General features: G+C 71.4%; 18 protein-coding genes, 1 tRNA gene and 1 other RNA gene. 8 read left to right on the top strand and 12 right to left on the bottom strand.

The window, feature by feature from the left end:
• Nucleotides 1–33: 33 nt before the first annotated feature.
• Nucleotides 34–2,559: a DUF4153 domain-containing protein gene (locus tag B5D60_RS07130; RefSeq protein ID WP_231948988.1), complete on the bottom strand. Its 2,526-nt coding sequence runs from the start codon at nucleotides 2,557–2,559 to the stop codon at nucleotides 34–36.
• A gap of 98 nt (nucleotides 2,560–2,657) precedes the next feature.
• Complete coding sequence (locus B5D60_RS07125; protein ID WP_078699512.1) at nucleotides 2,658–3,353, bottom strand: response regulator transcription factor; 696 nt, start codon at nucleotides 3,351–3,353, stop codon at nucleotides 2,658–2,660.
• A 203-nt stretch (nucleotides 3,354–3,556) separates the two neighbouring features.
• Here B5D60_RS07125 and ffs point away from each other — a divergent pair.
• An RNA gene (ffs, locus tag B5D60_RS07120) (signal recognition particle sRNA small type) lies at nucleotides 3,557–3,653 on the top strand.
• A 3-nt stretch (nucleotides 3,654–3,656) separates the two neighbouring features.
• Here ffs and B5D60_RS07115 read toward each other — a convergent pair.
• Nucleotides 3,657–4,421 (bottom strand): M14 family metallopeptidase, encoded by a 765-nt coding sequence (locus tag B5D60_RS07115; protein ID WP_078699511.1) that lies wholly within the window; start codon nucleotides 4,419–4,421, stop codon nucleotides 3,657–3,659.
• Between the two features lie 4 nt (nucleotides 4,422–4,425).
• A complete protein-coding gene (locus B5D60_RS07110; RefSeq protein ID WP_078699510.1) occupies nucleotides 4,426–6,174 on the bottom strand; it encodes a helicase HerA-like domain-containing protein in 1,749 nt (582 codons plus the stop codon).
• Between the two features lie 114 nt (nucleotides 6,175–6,288).
• Here B5D60_RS07110 and B5D60_RS07105 point away from each other — a divergent pair, with 114 nt between their 5' ends.
• Nucleotides 6,289–6,591 (top strand): type II toxin-antitoxin system VapB family antitoxin, encoded by a 303-nt coding sequence (locus B5D60_RS07105; RefSeq protein WP_078699509.1) that lies wholly within the window; start codon nucleotides 6,289–6,291, stop codon nucleotides 6,589–6,591.
• On the top strand, nucleotides 6,588–7,100 hold the full coding sequence (locus tag B5D60_RS07100) for a LytR C-terminal domain-containing protein (RefSeq protein WP_078699508.1): 513 nt from the start codon (nucleotides 6,588–6,590) through the stop codon (nucleotides 7,098–7,100). The genes B5D60_RS07105 and B5D60_RS07100 overlap by 4 nt, the downstream gene beginning before the upstream one ends.
• Nucleotides 7,101–7,103: 3 nt before the next feature.
• Here B5D60_RS07100 and B5D60_RS07095 read toward each other — a convergent pair whose 3' ends face one another.
• Together B5D60_RS07095 and aroQ are read right to left on the bottom strand one after the other, a co-directional pair.
• On the bottom strand, nucleotides 7,104–8,609 hold the full coding sequence (locus B5D60_RS07095; protein ID WP_078699507.1) for a potassium/proton antiporter: 1,506 nt from the start codon (nucleotides 8,607–8,609) through the stop codon (nucleotides 7,104–7,106).
• A gap of 33 nt (nucleotides 8,610–8,642) precedes the next feature.
• Nucleotides 8,643–9,089, bottom strand: a complete 447-nt coding sequence (aroQ, locus tag B5D60_RS07090; RefSeq protein WP_078699506.1) for a type II 3-dehydroquinate dehydratase — start codon at nucleotides 9,087–9,089, stop codon at nucleotides 8,643–8,645.
• Between the two features lie 68 nt (nucleotides 9,090–9,157).
• Here aroQ and B5D60_RS07085 point away from each other — a divergent pair, with 68 nt between their 5' ends.
• Both B5D60_RS07085 and B5D60_RS07080 read left to right on the top strand, forming a co-directional pair.
• Nucleotides 9,158–9,685, top strand: coding sequence for a flavodoxin domain-containing protein (locus B5D60_RS07085; protein WP_078699505.1), 528 nt, complete (start codon nucleotides 9,158–9,160; stop codon nucleotides 9,683–9,685).
• Between the two features lie 3 nt (nucleotides 9,686–9,688).
• Complete coding sequence (locus B5D60_RS07080; RefSeq protein ID WP_078699504.1) at nucleotides 9,689–10,558, top strand: LLM class F420-dependent oxidoreductase; 870 nt, start codon at nucleotides 9,689–9,691, stop codon at nucleotides 10,556–10,558.
• Nucleotides 10,559–10,625: 67 nt separating this feature from the next.
• Here the strand turns inward: B5D60_RS07080 and B5D60_RS07075 are convergent, their stop codons facing one another.
• Together B5D60_RS07075 and B5D60_RS07070 are read right to left on the bottom strand one after the other, a co-directional pair.
• A complete protein-coding gene (locus B5D60_RS07075; protein ID WP_078699503.1) occupies nucleotides 10,626–14,960 on the bottom strand; it encodes a LamG-like jellyroll fold domain-containing protein in 4,335 nt (1,444 codons plus the stop codon).
• Between the two features lie 205 nt (nucleotides 14,961–15,165).
• Nucleotides 15,166–15,255: transfer RNA gene (locus B5D60_RS07070), tRNA-Ser, on the bottom strand.
• Between the two features lie 76 nt (nucleotides 15,256–15,331).
• Here B5D60_RS07070 and B5D60_RS07065 point away from each other — a divergent pair.
• Complete coding sequence (locus tag B5D60_RS07065) at nucleotides 15,332–16,387, top strand: YdcF family protein (protein WP_153302899.1); 1,056 nt, start codon at nucleotides 15,332–15,334, stop codon at nucleotides 16,385–16,387.
• 124 nt (nucleotides 16,388–16,511) lie between these two features.
• Here B5D60_RS07065 and B5D60_RS07060 read toward each other — a convergent pair whose 3' ends face one another.
• From B5D60_RS07060 to B5D60_RS07045, 4 genes are all read right to left on the bottom strand, one after another.
• Nucleotides 16,512–17,111, bottom strand: a complete 600-nt coding sequence (locus B5D60_RS07060) for a CE1759 family FMN reductase (protein ID WP_078699501.1) — start codon at nucleotides 17,109–17,111, stop codon at nucleotides 16,512–16,514.
• Between the two features lie 76 nt (nucleotides 17,112–17,187).
• The gene (locus B5D60_RS07055; RefSeq protein ID WP_078701324.1) at nucleotides 17,188–18,285 is read right to left on the bottom strand and encodes an LLM class flavin-dependent oxidoreductase; all 1,098 of its coding nucleotides are present in this window, start codon (nucleotides 18,283–18,285) and stop codon (nucleotides 17,188–17,190) included.
• 85 nt (nucleotides 18,286–18,370) lie between these two features.
• Nucleotides 18,371–18,793 (bottom strand): tRNA adenosine(34) deaminase TadA, encoded by a 423-nt coding sequence (tadA, locus tag B5D60_RS07050; RefSeq protein WP_078701323.1) that lies wholly within the window; start codon nucleotides 18,791–18,793, stop codon nucleotides 18,371–18,373.
• Nucleotides 18,794–18,807: 14 nt separating this feature from the next.
• Entirely contained in the window at nucleotides 18,808–19,269 is a 462-nt protein-coding gene (locus B5D60_RS07045) for a tRNA adenosine deaminase-associated protein (RefSeq protein WP_078699500.1), read from the bottom strand.
• A gap of 46 nt (nucleotides 19,270–19,315) precedes the next feature.
• Here B5D60_RS07045 and upp point away from each other — a divergent pair, with 46 nt between their 5' ends.
• Together upp and B5D60_RS07035 are read left to right on the top strand one after the other, a co-directional pair.
• On the top strand, nucleotides 19,316–19,957 hold the full coding sequence (gene upp / locus B5D60_RS07040; RefSeq protein WP_078699499.1) for a uracil phosphoribosyltransferase: 642 nt from the start codon (nucleotides 19,316–19,318) through the stop codon (nucleotides 19,955–19,957).
• Nucleotides 19,957–20,958: an adenosine deaminase gene (locus tag B5D60_RS07035; RefSeq protein ID WP_078699498.1), complete on the top strand. Its 1,002-nt coding sequence runs from the start codon at nucleotides 19,957–19,959 to the stop codon at nucleotides 20,956–20,958. The genes upp and B5D60_RS07035 overlap by 1 nt, the downstream gene beginning before the upstream one ends.
• The last annotated feature ends 21 nt before the right edge of the window (nucleotides 20,959–20,979 follow it).

The following is a 20,979-nucleotide window of genomic DNA, read 5'->3' as shown; positions in this document are numbered from 1 at the left end:
CACCGACCGCCAGCGACGAATCGGCCCCGCCGCTCAGTCGGCGGTCTGGCCCGGGCAGACCTCCTCGTAGTCGAGCGGGACGCTCGTCTCGAGTCCGAGCGACTCGGCCCGGCTGCGTCCGAGGTTCCACTCGAGCCACGTGGCGGGCTCGCGACGATCGGTGGTCAGCGCGCAGTTCTGCTGTCCCTCGAGGCGCGACGCCAGCGTCGGGACGGCGTCGTCCGACAGCTGCGAGAGGAAGTACCAGTCGACCTTGCCGGTCGTCTCGTAGCGGTCGAGGTTGTGGTCGGCGATCCACGCGTCGGGGTTGATCGCCGCGATCCCCAGCAGCAGCACGGCGCCGCTGATCAGTCCGAACCTCGGCAGCCACCGACCGCGCAGCCTCCAGCCGGCCGCCAGTGTGGCCAGGACGAGCAGGCCGAGCCAGCCCTCGAAGACGTCCACCAGCAGTCGCAGCTGCGTGAACCCGTACGCCTCCTGGTAGAGCGCCATCCGGTTCAGCGCCGAGGCCACCACGAGCAGCGTCATGACGCACAGCAGGCCCAGCGCGACCCGCAGCCACGTCCGGTCGGCGACCGTCTCCCGTGAGGCCTTCCGCGAAGCGGCCCAGACCACGAACAGCGTCAGCACGGTGGCGACGGTCAGCTGGCCGAAGCCCTCGTGGACGTACTCGGCGTACGTGAGGCCGGTGGTGCGCTCGAAGTAGTCGCGCCCGCCGAAGATCGCCGCGGCCTGGGCCACGAGGAAGGCGGCGAACACGGCATCGACGACCAGCACGGGCACCAGCCACTCGAACCGCTTCGCGACCGGGCGGCTGTCCCAGCGCACCGCGTCCACCTCCGGCGGGTTGAGCGCGAGGTACGTGCCGGCCAGCGCGATGCCGCCGACGGCGATCGCCACGAAGATCCGCACCGCGAAGTCCGGCGAGCCGAGGTCGGGGACCAGGCCGCTGAACCACTCGGCGAACAGCGCGTCGGCCGACATGAACAGGAACGCGAAGATCGTCAGGCCGAGCACCGACCACAGCACGGTGCGCACCACGGCGATCCCGTGCCCCGTACCGGTGAGCATCCGCATCGTGCGCCCGAGCCACGGGATGCCACGCAGCCCGGCGACGGGCCACGAGATCGCCGAGACCACGAACGACGGCACGTTGCGGGCGTCCGTGAGCGCCATCGTGGCGATCGCGCCTCCGGCCATGAGGCACAGGATCACGATCCACTCGGCATCGCGGAACAGCGCCGTCGCCGCGAGCGCGGTGCACAGCACGGCGCAGGCGATCGTGAACGGTCGACGCCGCTTCGGACTGGCCGCGAACAGCAGCAGGCCCGCCGCCATCAGCACGAGGAAGGTGCCGAGGCCAAGGTCGTGGAACGGCAGCGCGATCCCGGCCAGGACGCCCACGCCCACGGCCCACGTGAGCAGCCGAGGGCGGCCGGGGACTCCGCGGTCGGGCCAGAACCCGCCGAACAGGGAGTCCGTCATCGAGGGCAGGGGCGGGGCGCTGGCCGGCGGGGGCTTCGGCAGGGGCGCGGGAGCGGAGGTCTCGGGCACGGGGGTCTCCTTGGGTGCGGGCGCGGGGCCACGGTCGGGGGTGGTGGGCAGCGCGGCGCGGACGCGAGCGCCCGATCGGCCGGGCTCGGGGTCGACGAAGCGGATGGTGCCGCCGTGCAGGTCGGTCACCCAGCGGGCGATGGCCAGGCCGAGCCCGGTGCCACCTCCGCCCTCGGTCTCGGTGAGCGTGCCGAAGCGCTCGAAGGCCCGTTCGCGCGAGCCCGGCTCCACGCCGGGCCCCTCATCGGCCACCTCGAGCAGCCAGCCCTCGTCGGCGGCGGTCGCACGGATCGACACGGTTCCGCGCGCGGGGGAGTGGCGCGTCGCGTTGTCCACGAGGTTCGCCACCAGCTGCCGCAGCCGGGCCGGGTCGGCGTCGACGGTGAGGTCGGCGGGTTCGACGGTCACGGCGATCTCGACGTCGCGCTCGCCGTACTGGAACTCGTCGGCCGCGGACTCGAGCAGCGCGCGCATCTCCACCGGCTCGAGGTGCAGCGGCACCGCCCCGGCGTCCACGCGGGACAGGTCGAGCAGGTCGGCGACGAGGGCCGACAGCCGCTCCGCCTGGGCCAGCGCACTGCGCAGCGTGGCCGGGTCGGGCTCGCTCACGCCGTCGGCGAGATTCTCCAGCAGTGCGCACATGGCCGTGAGCGGCGTGCGCAGCTCGTGGCTGACGTTCGCGATGAGGTCCCGGCGCTGGCGGTCGACCTGCTCGAGGTCGGCGGCCATCCGGTTGAAGGCGCGGGCGAGCTCGCCGATCTCGTCGCGGGAGGTGTCGGTGATGCGGGTGCTGTGGTCGCCGCGCGCCATCCGCGCCGCCGCGACGGTCATCTGGCGCAGCGGCGACGTCATGCCCGAGGCCAGCAGCTGGGTCACCGCGAGCGCCAGCGTGACCGTCACCGGAATGGTGAGCCACGTGGGGACGCCGCCCGATGCCCCGGCCGTCGCGACCACCGCGGCCACCGAGACGCTGGCCGCGACCAGCAGTCCCAGCTTGAACTTCACGGACCTGATCGCGTCGAGAGGCCCACCTCGGGGAGGGCAGGGTGGATCCGTGGCGCGAGGCGCAGTCCTGGCCGGCCCGGGCTGCGGCCGCTCGCTGCTCATCGCTCGGCTCCGACCTCGAGCGCGTACCCGACGCCGTGCACGGTGCGGATCCGATCGGCACCGATCTTCGCCCGCAGTCCCTTGACGTGGCTGTCGACGGTGCGGGTGCCGGACGCCTCGGCCCAGCCCCACACCTCGGCCAGCAGCCGCTCACGCGAGAGCACGTCGCCGGGCGCCGCGGCCAGGCACACGAGCAGGTCGAACTCGGTGGGCGTCAGGTGGATCTCGTCGCCATCGATCCAGACCCGGCGCGCGCCGACGTCGAGGCGCAGGTCGCCCCACTCGCGCACCGAGCCCTGCGCGGAGGCAGCCAGCTCGGCCGCCCGGTCCACGCGGCGCAGCAGCGCGGCGACGCGCGCCACCAGCTCGCGCATGCGGAACGGCTTGGTCAGGTAGTCGTCGGCGCCCACGGCCAGCCCGACCAGGACGTCGGCCTCGTCGTCGCGGGCGGTCAGCATCAGCACCGGCACCGGCCGGATCGCCTGGATGCGGCGGCACACCTCGTGACCGTCGAACCCCGGCAGCATCACGTCCAGCACCACGAGGTCGGGGTCGTGCTCCTCGAACGCCGCGACGGCGCCGGGCCCGTCCCAGGCCCTCACGACCTCGTGGCCGTGGGCGGTCAGGCGGTCGGTGACGGCGGCCCCGATCGTGGGCTCGTCCTCGACGAGAAGGATGCGACGCTCGCTCATGACAGCACCCCCGAGGGAAGGGCAGAGTACGGCGGCGCCGTCATGACTGTTCTGCTGTTCACTCGCTGGCGCTCGCTCATGACCCCAACCTAGGAGGCCGGGTCGCCGGATAGCGGGGACGAATCGTGAAGATCCTGTGCAGATCGCCCGCGCGAGTTCGGGCGCCCGCTTCAGGTCATCACGCCGGGGCCCGTATATTGGTGTGCAGCCCCTCGCGTGGCGGCACATCACCCAACTCCCCCAGGGCAGGAATGCAGCAAGGGTCAGTGGTCCCTGCCGGGTACGCGAGGGGTCCTTGCGTTCCTAGGGGTGCACGCGCGCCGCGCGCATGATGTCGCGGCTGGCGCCCTTGACGTAGCCCGACGAGGGCCGGGCGCCGTACTCCACCGTGATCGCCGTGCCGTGCCTGCCGTGGTAGCGGTTGTACCAACCGGTCATCGTCGGCGAGGTGCCCTTGCCCTGCGAGACGCCGAAGTGCTTGCGCTTCAGCCCGAGCTCCTTCGCCAGCCTCTTCTCGAACGCGACGTCCTTGCCCGACGTGCCCACGCCCTTGAGCGGCTGGTGCAGTGAGACGATGTAGTCGGGCTTGCGGCTCTTCAGGAACTTCATGAGGGTGCGGGTCTCGCGCTCGCTGGCCCGCTTCGAGCCACCGTACGTACGAGATCCCTTCGTGCCGCGGATCCAGCCGCTGGTGGGCCAGTTGCGGTTGAGGTCGACCCCGCGCGCGTTCGTGCGGGTGCCGCGGGCGGCGCCGTCGGGGTTCATCGTGGGGATGATCCACAGGCCGGTCCCGGCCTTGGGCCTCACCCGCTTCACGGCGTGCTGGGCGGTCCTGCGTCCCGCGGGCTCGTCGCCGTGCATCTGACCGAGGATCAGGAGCACGCGCTCGGGCTGCCTGGCGCCGCGGTAGAACGCGACGATGCTGCGCCCCTGGTGGCTCGTGCCGATCACGACCTTGCGCGTGGTGTAGGTCGAGTCCGCGGCCTGCGCGGGCACGATCACGAGGGCCGGCGCGACCAGCCCCATCGACACGACGACCCCTGCTGCTGCCTTCACGACCCCCGACATGTGATCACCGCTTCTTCTTGAAGATCGCCTTGATGAGCTCACGGGCGGCGGTGCGACTCGCCTCCCCGATCGCCCGGTCCATCGGCGACATCCGGCTCGAGCCGCGGCTGCGGCTCTTCGTGCGGGTGCCGGGCGAGCGGTTCCGGGCCAGGTCCTTCTCGAGTCTCTCAGCCTCCTCCGCGGCCCGCTTCCGGTCAACCTCCGCGGCGGCGGCCTCGGCGGTCGCGCGCGTGCGCTCGGCCATCGCGGCGGCGGCTCCGTCGCCGGACGCGACGGCGGCGTACTTCGCGGTCAGCGGCGAGGCGGCGACGGCGGAGGTCATCGTGGCCGAGGGCGTGGGCTCCATCGAGCCCTGGGGCGCACGGACGCGGGTCCACGCGACCGGGGACGGCGCGCCCTTCTCGTTCATCACGGTCACGATCGCCTCGCCCGTGGCCAGCTGCGTCAGCACCTCCTCGAGGTCGTACCCCGAGTGCGGATACGTCGAGACGGTGGCCTTGAGCGCCTTGGCGTCCTGCGGCGTGTGGGCGCGCAGCTGGTGCTGCACGCGCGAGCCGAGCTGGGCCAGCACGTCGTCGGGCACGTCCTTGGGCGTCTGGGTGACGAAGAAGATGCCCACGCCCTTGGAGCGGATGAGCCGGACGGTCTGCACGACGATCTCGAGGAAGTCCTTCGACGCGCCCTTGAACAGCAGGTGCGCCTCGTCGAAGAAGAACACCAGCTTCGGCTTGTCGGTGTCGCCCACCTCGGGCAGCGTCGCGAACAGCTCGCGCAGCAGGTACATCAGGAACGTCGAGAACAGCTGGGGCTGGTCCTGCACGCCCGGGACCTCGAGCAGCGAGACGATGCCGCGGCCGGCGTCGTCGGTGCGGAGCACGTCGGTCACCTCGAAGGCCGGCTCGCCGAAGAACACGTCGGCGCCGGAGTCGGCGAAGGTCACGAGCTCACGCAGGATGACGCCGACCGTGGCGCTGGACAGGCCGCCGATCGCCTTGAGCTCGGGCTTGCCCTCGGCGCTGTCGAGGAACGCCACGACCGACCGCAGGTCCTCCAGCGTGACGAGGCGCAGCCCGGCCTTGCGGGCGTAGTGGAAGACCAGCGAGAGCGAGGACTCCTGCGTGGTGTTGAGGTCGAGCACCTTCGACAGCAGGATCGGCCCGAACGACTCCACGGTGGCGCGGATCGGCACGCCGATCCCCTTCGAGCCGAGCGCGTAGAACTCGGTGGGGAACGCCGTCGCCTGCCAGTCCTGGCCGATGCTGGCGGTGCGGGCGAGCAGCTTCTCGTTCGAGGCGCCCGGGGTGGCGATGCCCGAGAGGTCGCCCTTGATGTCGGCGGCGAAGACCGGCACGCCACCGGCCGAGACCTGCTCGGCGAGCACCTGGAGGGTCTTGGTCTTGCCCGTGCCGGTGGCGCCCGCGACGAGGCCGTGGCGGTTCAGCATGCCGAAGGGGATCCGCACGGGGACGTCGGCCCGCGGCTCCCCGCCGTCGACGAGGGCGCCGATCTCCAGGGCTGGGCCGTCGAAGGAGTACCCGGCGCGGATCTGGGCGACCTGCTCGGTGTCGGTGTCCGGAGCGGGGGCGCCCGCGGGAGTGTCGGTGGGTCCCTGCTCCGCGGCCTCCTGCGCGGCCTCGGCGGCGGCGGCCAGCTCGTCGGCGTGCCGCTGGGCTGCCTCCGCGGCGGCGCGCGCCTCGGCGGCTGCCCGGGTGGCCGCAGCGACGTCGTCGGCGGAGGGATCGGTCTCGGTCATGTGCTCAGGCTAGTTGTCCTCGGCGTGATCGCGGCGTTCCTCGACGCGCCGGGAGGCGAACCGCGGGAATCGTCGGTGGCGCCGTCGCTTCGGCGGGCCCCTTAGACTGGACAGGTGATCTTTCGCCGCGTGGGGGACGGGCGGCCGTACCCCGACCATGGACTGACCCAGAGTCAGTGGGCTGCCATCGCGCCCACCCAGGTCCGGCTCGACGACCTCACGACCACGAAGACCACCCTCGATCTCGAGACGCTGCTCGACACCGACTCCACCTACTTCGGCGACCTCTTCGCCCACGTCATCGGCTGGAAGGGCGAGCTCTTCCTCGAGGACGGGCTCCACCGGGCCCTCCGGGCCGCGTTGCAGCAGCGGACGATGATGCACGCGCGCGTCCACACGATCGGGAAGCAGTCATGAGCAAGGCAGTCGAGCGGCTGGTCGTCGCGGCCACCGCGGGCGTGTTCGTCGCGGGCACGGCGCTGGGCGTCAACCTGGCGTTCTCCAAGCCCGAGCCCGTCGCCGCCGAGCCCACCTGCGAGGTCAAGACCGTCGCGACGGGCGAGGTGCTCAGCAGCAACCTCGTCATGGTGCACGTCTACAACGCCAGCCAGCGCGCCGGCATCGCCAACCGCGTGAAGATCAACCTCGAGCGCCGCGGCTTCCTCGGTGGCGTCGCGCAGAACAACCCCGGCCAGCTCAAGGCCAAGAACGTCATCGTGCTCACGAGCGACCCGACGGACCCGCGGGCCAAGCTCGTCGCGCGCCAGTTCAAGGGCAAGGTCATCTTCAAGGGTGCCGACTTCGAGACCGAGGACGGCATCTCGGTGCTGATCGGCCCGGACTACGCGGGTCTCAAGAAGGCCAGCACGAAGCTCAAGGCCGGACGCGACGTCTCGGTCTGCGTGCCCACGATCACCCTGCCGTAGCGGCTACGTGCCCTGACCGGGGCGCGGATCGAGGTCCCAGCCGGCCAGGCGACCGTGCCGTGCCACAGCGCGCAGGCGCCGCTCCACCGACTCGCGCAGCTCGCGCGTGGTGACGATGAGCAGCTCGTCGCCCACGCGGATCCGCGTGGTGCGGTGCGGCACGAGGGTCGAGTCGTCGCGGACCACCATCGTCACCGAGGCTCCCTGCGGCAGGCGCAGCTCGCCCACCTCCACGCCGGCCAGTCGCGAGGTCGGCGGCACGTGGATCTGCAGGAGGTCGGCCGAGATGCGCTCCAGCGGGGCCGCGTCGATCTCGACGTCGCGCCCGCGATCGCTCTCGACTCCGCACCAGCGGGCCAGCCGGCCCAGCGGCGCGGCCTGGATGATCGTGTAGACCACGACCGCCACGAAGGTCATGTTGAACAGGTCGATCGACTGAGTGACCCCGTTCGCCAGCGGGATCGTCGCGAGCACGATCGGCACCGCGCCACGCAGCCCGGCCCAGCCGATGAAGAGCTGCTCGCGCCAGCCCACGCGGAACCACGCCGCGCAGGCGGCCACCGAGGCCGGACGGGCCACGAAGGTGAGCAGCGCGCCGATGCCCACGCCCGCCCCGATGTGCCACAGCTCGATGTCGCTCGGGTGCACCAGCAGGCCGAGCATGACGAACAGCCCGATCTGCGCCAGCCAGCCGATCCCCTCGACGAACGAGCGGGTGGCCGAGCGGTGCGGCAGCTCGGTGTTCCCCAGCACCACCGCGGCCACGTAGACCGCGGCGAAGCCGCTCGCATGGATGAACGCGGCCGAGGCGTACGCCAGGACGGTGACCGCGAAGACCACGAGGGGGTACAGGCCGGCCGCGGGCAGCGCCGCGCGGCGCAGCAGGCGCGCGCCGCCGCCGCCCACGAGGAGCCCCAGCAGGGCGCCGATCACGAGCTCGAAGACCACCAGCGCAAAGAATCCCGCGATGCCGTAGTCCGCGATCTCGCCGACGCTGATCGCCGTGACGAGCACGACGATGGGGGCGTCGTTGAGGCCCGACTCGGTCTCCAGGACTCCGGAGACGCGCGACTTCAGTGGCACCGTGCGCAGCACCGAGAAGACGGCGGCGGCGTCGGTGGGCGACAGCACCGCGGCGATGAGCACGGCCAGCTGCCAGTCCAGCCCGAACAGGTAGTGCGCGCCCGCGGCCACGATCCCGACGCTGATCGAGGTGCCCACCGTGGCCAGCAGCACGCCGAACCCCAGCGCGGGCCGCATCGTGGACCAGTTCGTCGTGAGGCCGCCCTCGGCCAGGATCAGGATGAGCGCCGAGAGGCCGAGCACGAGCGCGATGTTCGGGTCGGCGAACTCGACCCCCGCCCCGTCGTAGCCGATGAGGACGCCGAGGCCCAGGTACATCAGCAGGGACGGCAGCCCGATGCCGACCGAGAGGCGGACGGCCAGGACGGCCAGGATGAGGACCCCTGACCCCGTCAGCAGGATGACGTCGAGGTCATGGGAGGTCACATCATCCCCTTCCCTCGCGTCGGTGGGCCGATCCTATCGGGCCTCGACGTGGGCGATCAGCCGATCGGTGGCGGTGCGGTAGCCCGGCACGCCCTCGCCGATCACGTGCACGACGGCCACGTCGGCGACGTAGGAGTGGTGCCGGAACGGCTCGCGCGCCATCACGTCGGAGATGTGCACCTCGGCCACCGGGAGGGCCACGCCTGACAGGGCGTCGCGCAGCACGACCGAGGTGTGGGTGAGCCCGCCGGGGTTGATGACGATGCCGGAGCAGTCGTGGCGGGCCGCGTGGATCGCGTCGATCAGCACGCCCTCGTGGTTGCTCTGCACGGCGCGCACCTCGTACCCGTGGGCGGTGGCGGCCTCCGTCACGAGCGCCTCGACGTCGTCGAGCGTCTCCGAGCCGTAGATCGCGGGCTCGCGCGTGCCGAGCAGGTTGAGGTTGGGCCCGTTGACGAGCAGCAGCCGGCGCGTGGTCACGCGGCCAACCTACCGGGGCCGGCACTCGGGCGGCGCAGGTGAACCTGTCGCCGCCCTAGCCTCGGAGTGTGAAGACTCTCGTGGTCCACGCGTCCAAGTACGGCTCGGCCGAGCGGTACGCCGAGTGGATCGGCGAGGCGCTCCACGCCCCGGTGGTGGCCGACGACGAGGTCTCGCCCGAGCAGCTGGCGGCGCAGGGGACGGTCGCGTTCTGCGCACCGATCTACGGCCCGAGCCTGCGCGGCAGCAGCCTCCTGCGGCAGGCCATGGAGCTGTTCACCGACACGCGCTGGGTGCTGGTGACCGTCGGGCTCAGCGATCCGGCGCTGACGACGAAGCGGGACGAGCTCGTCGCGACGAAGTTCCCCGCCGACCTGCGCGAGCGGATGGAGGTGGCCCACCTGCGCGGCGCGATGGACCGGCGCCGGCTGAGCCTCGTGGAGCGCACGATGATGTCCACGATCCGCCGTGGCCTGGCCGCCAAGCGGACCCGCACGGCTGAGGAGCAGGCGATGCTGGAGGCGCTCGAGCCCGACCGGATCGACCTCACCGACCGCGCTGCGGTCGCCGTCGTCGTCGAAGCGTGCCTACGCTGAGGAATGCGTTTCAGCGTTCACGTCTACAACTTCACGATTCCCGGCGAGCCGCAGTCGCTCGCCCCGACCCTCGCCGAGACGGCACGCCGTGCCGAGCAGGCCGGTGCCGACGCCGTCACCCTGATGGACCACTACTTCCAGATGGAGACGGTCGGCCGCTCCGAGGACCCGATGCTCGAGGGCTACACGGGCCTGGGCTACCTGGCCGGCGTGACCGAGCGGGTGAAGCTCGGTCTGCTCGTCACCGGTGTCACCTACCGGCATCCGGGCCTGCTGGCGAAGATCGTCACCACGCTCGACGTGCTCTCCGGCGGCCGGGCCATCCTCGGCCTCGGTGCCGCCTGGTACGAGCGCGAGCACCAGGGCCTCGGCGTGCCCTACCCGTCGATGGGGGAGCGGTTCGAGCGGCTCGAGGAGACGCTGCAGATCGTCCACCAGATGTGGAGCGACGACGACGGTCCGTACGAGGGCAAGCACTACCAGCTCGCCGAGACGATCTGCCATCCTGCGCCCATCCAGCAGCCGCGTCCGCCGATCCTGCTCGGCGGCATGGGGGAGAAGAAGACGCTGCGCTTCGTGGCCGAGTACGGCGACGCCTGCAACCTGTTCCCCGCCGGCACCGACGTCATCCGCCACAAGCTCGACGTCCTCGACCAGCACTGCGCCGACGTGGGCCGCGACCCCTCCGACATCCTGCGCACCCTGCAGGGTCCGGGCGACGCCGTGAAGGATCCCGAGAAGTTCCTCGAGGAGATCGCCGCCTACGCCGAGCTGGGCATCCAGTCCGTCTCGGTCTCCCCGCACGGGCCCGACCCGGTGGGCTGGGTCAGCGAGTTCGCCGAGAAGGTGGCGCCGCGGCTCGCCGCGATCTGAGCGGCACCGACCGACCGACGACGAAGGCCCCGGGGAACCCCCGGGGCCTTCGTCGTTCACCCACGGCTCAGCGCTTCACCACCCGCAGGGTGATCGCGGTGTTGCGAGCTCCCACGCGGTCGTTGCCGAGGTAGCTGACCACGAGGCGGTGCTTGCCCGCCTTCAGCTTCGGCAGCCGCACCGAGACCTTGCCGTTGCGCACCGTCCCGTCGGCGACGACGCGACCCTTCACCTTCACGAGGACCTTGCCGTTGGCCTGGGCCGGCGCTGCGACCCGGACCGTCACCCTGGCCCGCTGCGTGGTCTTGATCCGCTTCTTCGACAGCGAGGCGCGGACCGTGGCCTTGGCCTTCGCGACGCGCGAGGCCGTCGAGGTGGCGGTCACCGGCTGGTGGCCGACCGTCGTGGCGGTCACGCGCACGCTGATCGCCCGGCCGATGTCGGCCGCGGTCACGCGGTAGTCACCGCCCGTCGCGCCCCGGATCGGCTGGCCGTCCCGCAGCCACTGCGCCTGGAGCGTGGCGGCCTCGGTGTTGGACCACGTGCCGATGCTGGCGCGCAGGATCGAGCCGACGCGCAACGAGCCGCTCACCTTCGGCCGGGCCGTGTTGACCGGAGCCTTCGCACCCTTGACCTCGACGATCCGGGTGACCATCGACTGGTTGCCGTTCGCGTCCGCGACCGAGTACGTGAGCGCGTAGGTGCCGGGCTTCGCGGTGTCGACCTCGCCGAGGACCTGGACGTTCTCGGTGACGTCGCCGTCCACCGCGTCGACCGCCTTCACGCCGGCCATCGGGTCGAACACCTCGTTCAGCTCGACGGAGCCGTTCTTCGGGACGGTCAGGGTCGGCGCGGTCGTGTCCGTGCCGCTCGAGCCGGCCGTGAACAGCGAGATCTGGCTGACCTCGCCCGGCAGCTCCTCACCCGAGGCGGCATCGACGCTCGTGGCGTGCCAGGCGTAGGTCCGGCCCGCCTCGAGCCCGTCCCAGGTGACCGTCGCCGGCCAGCCCGAGCGCACCGTCTCCTCGCCGATGACCCGATCGGTCGGGTCGACCACGACGAGCCCGTCGGAGCTGAAGCTCGTCCTGCGGGTCGTGAGGTTGATCGGCAGGCGCGTGTCGTCCTCGGTGCCGTTGTAGCGGAAGCGGTCGTCGTACTCGGTCGCGCCGAAGTTCTTCAGCAGCGGCGAGTAGGTGTCCACCGCGACCTCGCCGGCGTCGAGATCGAACTGCAGCAGGCGGAAGAACGACGAGCCGAACTGCAGCGGCGTGTTGCTGTCGTAGCCGACTCCCGTCAGCCCCAGCTCGTCCGAGCTCACCTTGTAGAACTGGTAGTCGGCGAGCAACTCGACCACGTGGTGTCCCTTGCGGGCGACGTCGCGGCGCAGCTCGATGCTGACGCCGTGCTCGTGCCCGGACAGCACGAGGGCGACGTTCGGGTTCTTCTTGATGACGGCGTCCAGCACCTGGCGGCCGTCGAAGGAGAACCCGCTGCCGCGCCCGTCGGGGTTGACGCTCGGGGTCAGGTAGGCGTGCGTCAGCAGGATCGCGTTGCGGTCGGGGAACTGCTTGAGCACGCTGTCGGCCCACGCGGACTCCTCGGCGTCGACCCCGAAGCCGAGGGACACGACGACGAAGTCCAGGTCGCCCTCGCTGAACAGCACGTAGTTGTTGCTGCTGTCGCCGGCCTTCCACGGCTTGTACTCGGCCCGTGCCTTCTTCCAGGCGTCGCTCTGCTCGAGGGCGGCGTAGCGCTCGGGACCGAAGTAGTCGTTGTACAGCGCGTCGGGCCCGGTGTCGGCTCCGTAGAGGTTGTCGTGGTTGCCGGGCAGCGCCGTGTTGACCATGCCCGCGTCGTCGAGGACCTTCTGCGCCTCCGACGCGACCTCGAACTCGGCGCGCGCGTTCGGCTCGTCGGAGCCGACGTTGTGCCAGTTCTCGATGACGTCGCCGGTGTGGGCCGTGAACGCGATCTTCCGCTCGTCGGCGTTCGCCGCGATCCACTCGGTGATGCCGCGGTAGGCGTTGCGCCAGACCTCGCGCTCCTGCGCGGTCTCCTGCTCCACTGCGCCCTCGGACAGGTACTGGGTGTCCGTGAGGTGGGCGATCGAGAAGTCGTAGTCGCCGGGGCTCTCGAAGGAGTCCTTGACCTCGTTGGGCAGGTCGTCGGCGAAGGGGTCCTCGCCGGTCACCAGGACCGGGACGCTGCCGTCGTGACGGTGACGGCTGCGCAGGTCGCCGGTCAGCTGGACCTGCCCCTCGGCGTTGCCGCGGGAGCGCGCGAGCTCGTCCCAGGCCTCGCCGTCCCAGACGCGCAGGACCACCTCGCGCGCGGGATCGACGCGACCGCTCCAGATCACCTGCTGGTCGGAGTTCGAGGTGACGGGCACGTCGAACTGCTGGAACGGCATCTCGGCGGCGGACGGCGAGTCGATGAACGTGTCGTCGCCGGGGGCGGCGGCGTCGGCGATCGGCTTCTCGTCGGTGCCCGTGAAGTCACGACCCTCCGGGATCTCGGTCAGGACGCCCTGGCGCCCCTGCTGCGCCACCACGACGTCGGCCTCGCGGAAGGTCGTGCGCACCCGGTCGCCCGAAGGGTTCGTCGCGTTGGCCGAGAGGCGCACCGAGCCACCACCCTGCTCGGTCTCGGTGCCGCCCGGGGTCGGCACGTTGGCGGTCGTGAAGGTCGTCGTGTGCTCGATCGGCGTGCCGAACACGTCGTGCCCCTCCACGGTCAGCGCGTGCTCGCCGGCCTTGAGCCCCGCGCCGATCTCGTCGCCGGGCTTGATCGGGTCGCCGTCGAGCTCGTACCGGACGTCGCGGCCGACGCCCTCGGGGTTCGTGAACTCGACGCCGAAGCGGGTGCGCTTCGTGAGGCGCTCGCCGGCGGCCGGGGTGGTCGAGCTGACCTTGACGTTGTAGTTCGCGGGGCGGCCGGCGAAGGCGTCGCGGCCCAGCGCGAGCACGCCGTCGGCGTCGACGGCCTCGCTGAAGATGCGCACGCGGCTGATCGTGGACGGGGAGAAGTAGGCCGGGCGGTCGCGGCCGCTGGCGTCGCCACCGACCACGAGGTTGCGGGCGCCGGCGCTCGGCGAGCTCAGCGTGCCGGTCGCGGGGGTGCTGGCGGCGAGGACGCCGTTCACGTAGAGCCGGACCATCTCGCCGTCGTACGTGCCGACCGCGTGGTACCAGCGCCCGCTCTCGACCTGGACGCTCGTGTTCCGGTAGGCGCCGCCGATGTGGGGGTTGAACGAGAGCCGGTCGCCGTACATGACGACGGCGAAGCCGCCCGCCTCCTTGGCGCCGCACAGGTTGCCGCGCGTCTCCACGCCGCTGGCCTGGAAGTCCTCGTTGTACTTGAAGACGCACTCCACGGTCATCTGGTTCGCGAGCTTGGGGAACTGCGCCTCGAACGGGTAGAGGTAGGCCGAGCCGGCGCCGTCGAACTCGGCGACCTTGGTGCCCATGGGTGCGTCGTCGCGCACCTGCGGCGAGCCGAAGGTGCGCGGGCTCAGGCCCTGCGCGCCGTCGACCGGGGCGCCGGACGAGAAGTCGAGGTCGAGGACGTCGGCCTTGGGTGCCGCGGGTCCCTCGCGGTCGGCGTCGGCGAGCGCCGACACCTGCTCGGCGCTGAGCGGGTCGCTGTAGATGCGGCTCGTGCGCAGGGTCGAGGCGGCGAAGAACTGGGGCTTGTTCGCGGTGCTGACGTCGGCCGCCAGCATCATCGAGTCGGCGCCGGCGGTCGAGTGCTTGAACGCACCCGCCGCGGCGACGTCCCGGACCAGCTCGCCGTCGAGGTACAGCTTGAGTCGGGTGCCGTCCCACGTCGCGACGGTGTGGTGCCACGTCCCGGTGGTGATGGGGACGCGGACGCTCTTGTAGCCGCCCCCGACGTGGATCATGAAGTGGACGTCGTTGCCCGACACGACCGTGGCGAACCCGCCCGACTCCTTCGAGGAGCACAGGGCCGCCTCGGTGCTGGCCGCGGTGCGAGGCCCGTCGAACCGGAACGAGCACTCGAGCGACATGCCCTGCTCGAGCTTGGAGAACTCGGAGCGGATCGGGTAGCTGACCGCGTCCTTGGTGCCGTCGAAGCTCAGGACCGAGCGACCGGTGGCGAGGTCGGCGCCGGCCTTCGGCTCGCCGTGGACGGTGGGCTCGAGGCCCTGCGCCTTCTCGGTGAGCTTCCCGCCCCGGAAGTCGACGTCGAAGACGTCCGCGGTCGGCAGGTCGACCGCTTGGCGCAGTGCCGTCGCCGCGGCCGGCGACGCGGCGATGGTCGCCATCGAGCTCACCGCCGCATCGGCGAGTCGGGGCGTTGCGAGGGCGGGCGCGGTGGAGAAGGTACCGAATCCCACCGCCGCGGCGAGCGCGAGGCTGGAGGTCGTGCGAAGGGATCGCATGGGCAGTGTGCTCCTACGGGAAGGCCATCAAGACGCACTGAGACTGGCGGCGTGAGGTTCCTCCCGGTGAACGCCAGGTGAGCACCCGGCGCAGGGCGCGTGAGCACTCGGTGCGTTCGGGAACCGTTCGTCCGGCGTTCGCCGGGCGACGCGCGGCAAAGCGAGAACCCCGCCGAGCTCTCGCTCGACGGGGTCCTGATCTTGCTGGCGGTGGCGGTGGGATTTGAACCCACGGTGGGCGTGAACCCACACACGCTTTCGAGGCGTGCTCCTTAGGCCGCTCGGACACGCCACCGCCGAGGAGTTTACGTCAGTCACCCCGCCGCGGCCCAATCGGGGCACGTCGTGGTGCGAGGCCCTAGGGTCGGGGCGTGGCTTGGGCACTCGTGGCGCTGCTGGCGCTCGCCGCGGGCGTGGCCGCCTGGCAGGACCCGCGCCGGCTGCGGATCGGCGTGTACCTGACCCTCGCGATCGGACTGGCATCGATCGGCATCGCCGGGCGGCTCGCGATCCTCCTGGACGACTCCGACGATCCGCTGCGCCTGGCCTGGGCGCTGCTCGGTGCCGTCGTCCTGGCGATCCTGGCCCTGGTCGCGCTCGGCGTGGCGAGTGTCTTCAACGGGTTCACCATGCTGCGGCGCGAGGGCCGTCGCCCCTCGAACCTGCTGTCGCTCGTCTTCGGTGTCGTGGTGCTCGCCTACTGCGCACTGATCGTGGCGGTGTGGTGGTTCGACCGGAACCACACCGACGTGGCGCTCGAGCTGTTCTTCTGGCTCGTCGCGATCGGGACGCCCTTGATGTACCTCGGCTTCGTCTTCGTCGCGTTCGTCGGCTACGGCCTGGTCTACGGCTGGGCCGCGAACCGCTGGGCGCGCCCCGTCGACGCGGTGATCGTCCTCGGCGCGGGGCTGATGGGCGAGCGCGTGACCCCGCTGTTGGCGTCGCGGCTCGACCGAGGCCGTCAGGCGCTCGACCGCTCGCGGGCGCGCGGCAAGGACACGCGGCTGATCTGCTCGGGCGGGCAAGGACCGGACGAGGTGGTCCCGGAGGCCGTGGCGATGGCGAACCACCTCGTCGAGTCCGGCGTCGATCGCGACCTTCTCTGGCTCGAGGACGCGTCGACGTCGACGGAGGAGAACCTCAGGCTGAGTGCCCGGGTCGCCGCCGAGCATGGAGTGGAGGACGGCCGCTTCGCGGTGGTCACGAACGACTTTCACGCCCTGCGGGCCGCGCTGCTCATGCGCCGAGTCGGGCTGGACGGTTTCGCCCTGGGCGCGGCCACGGCGCGCTACTTCTGGCCGAGCGCGATCCTGCGCGAGTTCGCCGCCATCTTGTGGGAGCACCGCAGGCTCAACATCGCGCTGGTGGCGGTGGCGGGCGTCCCGTTGGTCCTGCTGCTCGCGCGCGCCGTCGTCTCGCTGGCCTGAACGCCCGCCGCCCGCCCGACCGCGATCCACTTTTGGAGCGCTTTCCACGTCACTCGGCGGCGAGAAGGTGGATTCTGTTCCAAAAGTGGCCGGGGAGGACGGGCGGACGGGTGGCCGAGCGAGCTCAGCCGGGCTGGCTGATCGAGAGCATCGTCTCGCTGAAGAGGTCGATCGCGTCGTCCTTCGAGCGACCCGAGCCGGTGCCGCCGACGAGGCTCGCCAGCTCACCCGCGGCGCGCTCGATGCGCGACTGCAGGGTGCCCTCGCCGGAGGAGCCCCAGTCGTGCGGGCTCGCGAACACGCCGGTCGGCACGACCACGGACTGCAGGTACGCGAACAGCGGCCGCAGCGCGAAGTCGATCACCAGCGAGTGGCGTGCCGTGCCGCCGGTCGCCGCGAGCAGCACGACCTTGCCGATCAGCGCGTCGTTGTCGAGCGCGTCGACGAACGACTTGAACAGCCCGGGGTACGACGCCTTGAACGTCGGGACGACGACGATCAGCGCGTCGGCCTCCCCGAGCTGGTCGTACACGTGCTGCAGCCGCGGGGCCGCGAAGCCCGTGAGCGCCGCGTCGGTGATCTCGTGCGCGAAGTCGCGCAGGTTGACCACCTCGACGCTGGCGCCCCCGAGGGCGGTGCCGGAGGCCGCGGCGAGGCGGTCGGCCAGCATGCGCGTGGTCGACGGCTCGCCGACGCCCGCGGACAGGGCGACGATGCGGGTCATGCCGTCACCCCCGTGGAGAAGCGAAGGTACGCGGATGCCGGCATGACGTGTCCGATGTTCACTCGCTGGCGCTCGTTCATACGGCAACCTCCTCGGTCAGGGCCGCGTCGCGGGCGGCGACGCGGGCGGCGTGCGTGGGGGCGTCCGGCACGTCGGCCGGGCGTCGCGCGTCGAACTCGGCGCGCATGGTGGGCAGGATCTCGCCGAGTAGGTCGAGCTGCTCGAGCACGGTCTTGAGCGGCAGGCCCGCGTGGTCGACGAGGAACAGCTGGCGCTGGTAGTCGCCGAAGTAGTCGGCGAACGCCAGCGTGCGCTCCAGCACCTGCTGCGGGCTGCCGACGGTCAGCGGCGTCTGCTCGGTGAAGTCCTCCATGCTCGGGCCGTGCCCGTAGACGGGCGCGTTGTCGAAGTACGGCCGGAACTCGTTCACCGCGTCCTGGCTGTTCTTGCGCATGAAGAACTGGCCGCCGAGGCCGACGATCGCCTGCTCCGGTGTGCCGTGCCCGTAGTGGGCGTAGCGCTGCCGGTAGAAGTTGATCAGCCGGATGTAGTGCTCCTTCGGCCAGAAGATGTTGTTGGCGAAGTAGCCGTCGCCGTAGAACGCGGCCAGCTCGGCCACCTCGGGCGTGCGGATCGTGCCGTGCCACACGAACGGCGCGACGCCGTCGAGCGGCGCGGGCGTCGAGGTGTAGCCCTGCAGCGGTGTGCGGAACTTGCCCTCCCAGTTGACGACCGGCTCGCTCCAGAGCTTCTGCAGCAGCTGGTAGTTCTCGATCGTCAGCTCGACGGCCTTGCTGATGTCCTTGCCGAACCACGGGTACACCGGCGCGGTGTTGCCGCGGCCGAGCATGAGGTCCATGCGGCCGTCGACGAGGTGCTGCAGCGTCGCGTAGTCCTCCGCGATCTTGACCGGGTCGTTGGTCGTGATCAGCGTCGTCGACGTCGAGAGGATGATCTTCTCGGTCTGGGCGCCGATGTAGGCCAGCGTCGTCGTGGGGCTCGAGGGGACGAACGGCGGGTTGTGGTGCTCGCCGGTGGCGAACACGTCCAGGCCGACCTCCTCGGCCTTCTTCGCGATCTCGACCGTGGCCTTGATGCGCTCGTGCTCGGTGGGGGTCGAGCCGTTCGTGGGGTCGGTCGTGACGTCGCCGACGGTGAAGATGCCGATCTGCATGCTGCTCATGGCTCCAGTCTCCCAGAAGTTAGTTAAAGTTTCAACTACTACAACGCAGCGCGGCTCGGACTATTCCGCGGAGGCCTCAGCGACCGAAGAAGGACCGCAGCAGGGTGGAGGAGTCGTCGGGCAGGACGTCGGCGAGCACCTCGGGACGGTGGTTGAGCCGGCGGTCGCGCACCACGTCCCACAGGGAGCCGACGGCGCCGGCCTTCTCGTCCCAGGCGCCGAACACGAGCCGGTCGACGCGGGACGCCACGACGGCCCCGGCGCACATCGTGCACGGCTCCAGGGTGACCACGAGGGTGCAGCCGTCGAGCCGCCAGCGCCCGAGCGCCTCCGCCGCCGCGCGCAGGGCCACGATCTCGGCGTGCCCGGTGGGGTCGGCGTCGCGCTCGCGGGTGTTGCGGCCCTCGCCGACGATCACGCCCTCGTGGACGACGACGGCACCGACCGGCACGTCACCCTCGGCGGCCGCCTCGCGCGCCAGGTCGAGGGCCCGCCGCATGAACGGGTCCCACGTCACCCGATGATCGCCTCGAACTGCTCGCCGAAGCCCAGCCTCTCCGCGAGGTCGGCCAGCGCCTCGTCGGGGAACAGGTCGTCGTCGTCGCACAGCAGGCTCAGCTCGACGGAGGCCAGCCCGAGGTCGCTCACGATGTCGAGGTCGCCGACGGGCATGGGCTCCTCGTCGCCGTCGGCGGCGTTCACGAGCTCGGCGAGGTCGGCGGCGAGCGGCCAGTCCCACACGGCGGTGGCGTCGGACAGCAGGGCGCGCACGTGCTCGCCGCTGCGGCGCACGATCACGAAGAAGTCGTCGTTGACCGAGGCCAGACCGAGCACGCCGACGTCGGACGGGAAGCGGGCGAGCGCGTCGGAGAAGCCGTCGAAGTCCTCGCCCAGCCGGGGCGGGAGTTCGACGACGGTCCACGCACCCTCGTCGCGGTACGCGGCGATCACGAAGTCGACGTCGTCCTCGGCCACTCTGCGATGGTGACAGACGGCTGCACGAGGCCGCTACCCTCGACGCATGCGTGTTCACGTCGCCGACCACCCCCTGATCTCCCACAAGCTCTCGGTCCTGCGCGATGCGCGCACCGATTCGCCGACCTTCCGGCGGCTCACCGAGGAGCTGGTGACCCTGCTGGCGTACGAGGCCACGCGTGAGGTCAGCGTCGAGACCGTCGAGGTCACCACGCCCCTCACGACCACGCAGGGCGTCCGGCTCACCAGCCCCGGACCGCTCGTCGTGCCGATCCTGCGCGCCGGACTCGGCATGCTCGAGGGCATGCAGCGGCTGCTGCCCACCGCCGAGGTCGGCTTCCTGGGCATGATCCGCAACGAGGAGACCTTCGTCGCCGAGACCTACGCCGAGCGCCTCCCGGACCGCCTCGACGGCCGCCAGTGCTACGTCCTGGACCCCATGCTGGCCACCGGCGGCACCCTCGCCATGGCGATCGACTTCCTCGTCGAGCGCGGCGCCCGCGAGATCACCGCGATCACGCTCCTGTCCGCACCCGAGGGCATCGAGCGGCTCGAGCGGGACACGGCGCACATCGACGCGCCGGTCACCCTCTTCAGCGCCGGTCTCGACGAGCGCCTCGACGAGAACGGCTACATCGTGCCGGGCCTCGGTGACGCGGGGGACCGGCTCTACGGCATCGTCGACTGATGCGGGAGTTCATCGCGTCCCTGCCCAAGGCCGAGCTGCACGTGCACCACGTCGGCTCCGCCTCGCCCGAGACCGTCGCCGAGCTCGCCGCGCGCCATGCCGACTCGCCCGTCCCGGCCGATCCCGCAGCGCTGGCCGAGTACTTCACCTTCACCGACTTCGGCCACTTCATCGAGGTCTACCTGTCGGTCGTCGACCTCCTGCGCACGCCCGAGGACCTCTGGACGCTGACCCACGAGGTCGGTCGCGATCTCGCCGCGCAGAACGTCCGCTACGCCGAGCTGACGATGACGCCCTACACGTCGATCGTGCGCGGCATCGCGGCCGAGGCCTACGTCGAGGCGATCGAGGACGCCCGCCGCGCCGCGGAGCGCGACTTCGGCGTGGCCCTGCAGTGGATCTTCGACATCCCCGGCGAGTCCGGCCTTCCGGCGGCCGACGTCACCCTCGACACGGCCCTGAGGCTCGGCCCGGGATCCCTCGTCGGCTTCGGCCTCGGTGGGCCCGAGATCGGCGTGCCCCGACCGCAGTTCGCGTCGCACTTCGAGCGGGCCCGCGCGGCCGGCCTGCACAGCGTGCCGCACGCGGGCGAGTCCACCGGCCCGCAGTCGATCTGGGACAGCCTCGACCTGCTGGGCGCCGAGCGCATCGGACACGGCATCGCCGCCGCCCAGGACCCGCTGCTGATGGAGCGCCTCGCCGCCGACGGCATCGCGCTGGAGGTGTGCCCCACGTCGAACGTGCGCACGCGGTCGGTGCCGTCGCTGAAGGAGCACCCGCTCCCCACGCTCGTCGAGGCCGGAGTCACCGTCACGATCAACTCCGATGACCCGCCGATGTTCGGCACGACGCTGAACGACGAGTACGCGATCGCGGCCGACCTGCTCGGACTCGACGAGTCCGGCCTCGTCGCCCTGGCCACGGCCGCCGTCGACGCCAGCTTCGCGCCCGAGCCGATGAAGGCCCATCTGCGTGCCGAGATCGAGGCCGCCGGGCGCTGACGCCCGAGATGTGAAGCGCTC

It is taken from the genome of Aeromicrobium choanae, assembly GCF_900167475.1.
GTDB lineage: Bacteria > Actinomycetota > Actinomycetes > Propionibacteriales > Nocardioidaceae > Aeromicrobium > Aeromicrobium choanae.
This window is presented reverse-complemented; position numbering and strand designations above follow the sequence as displayed.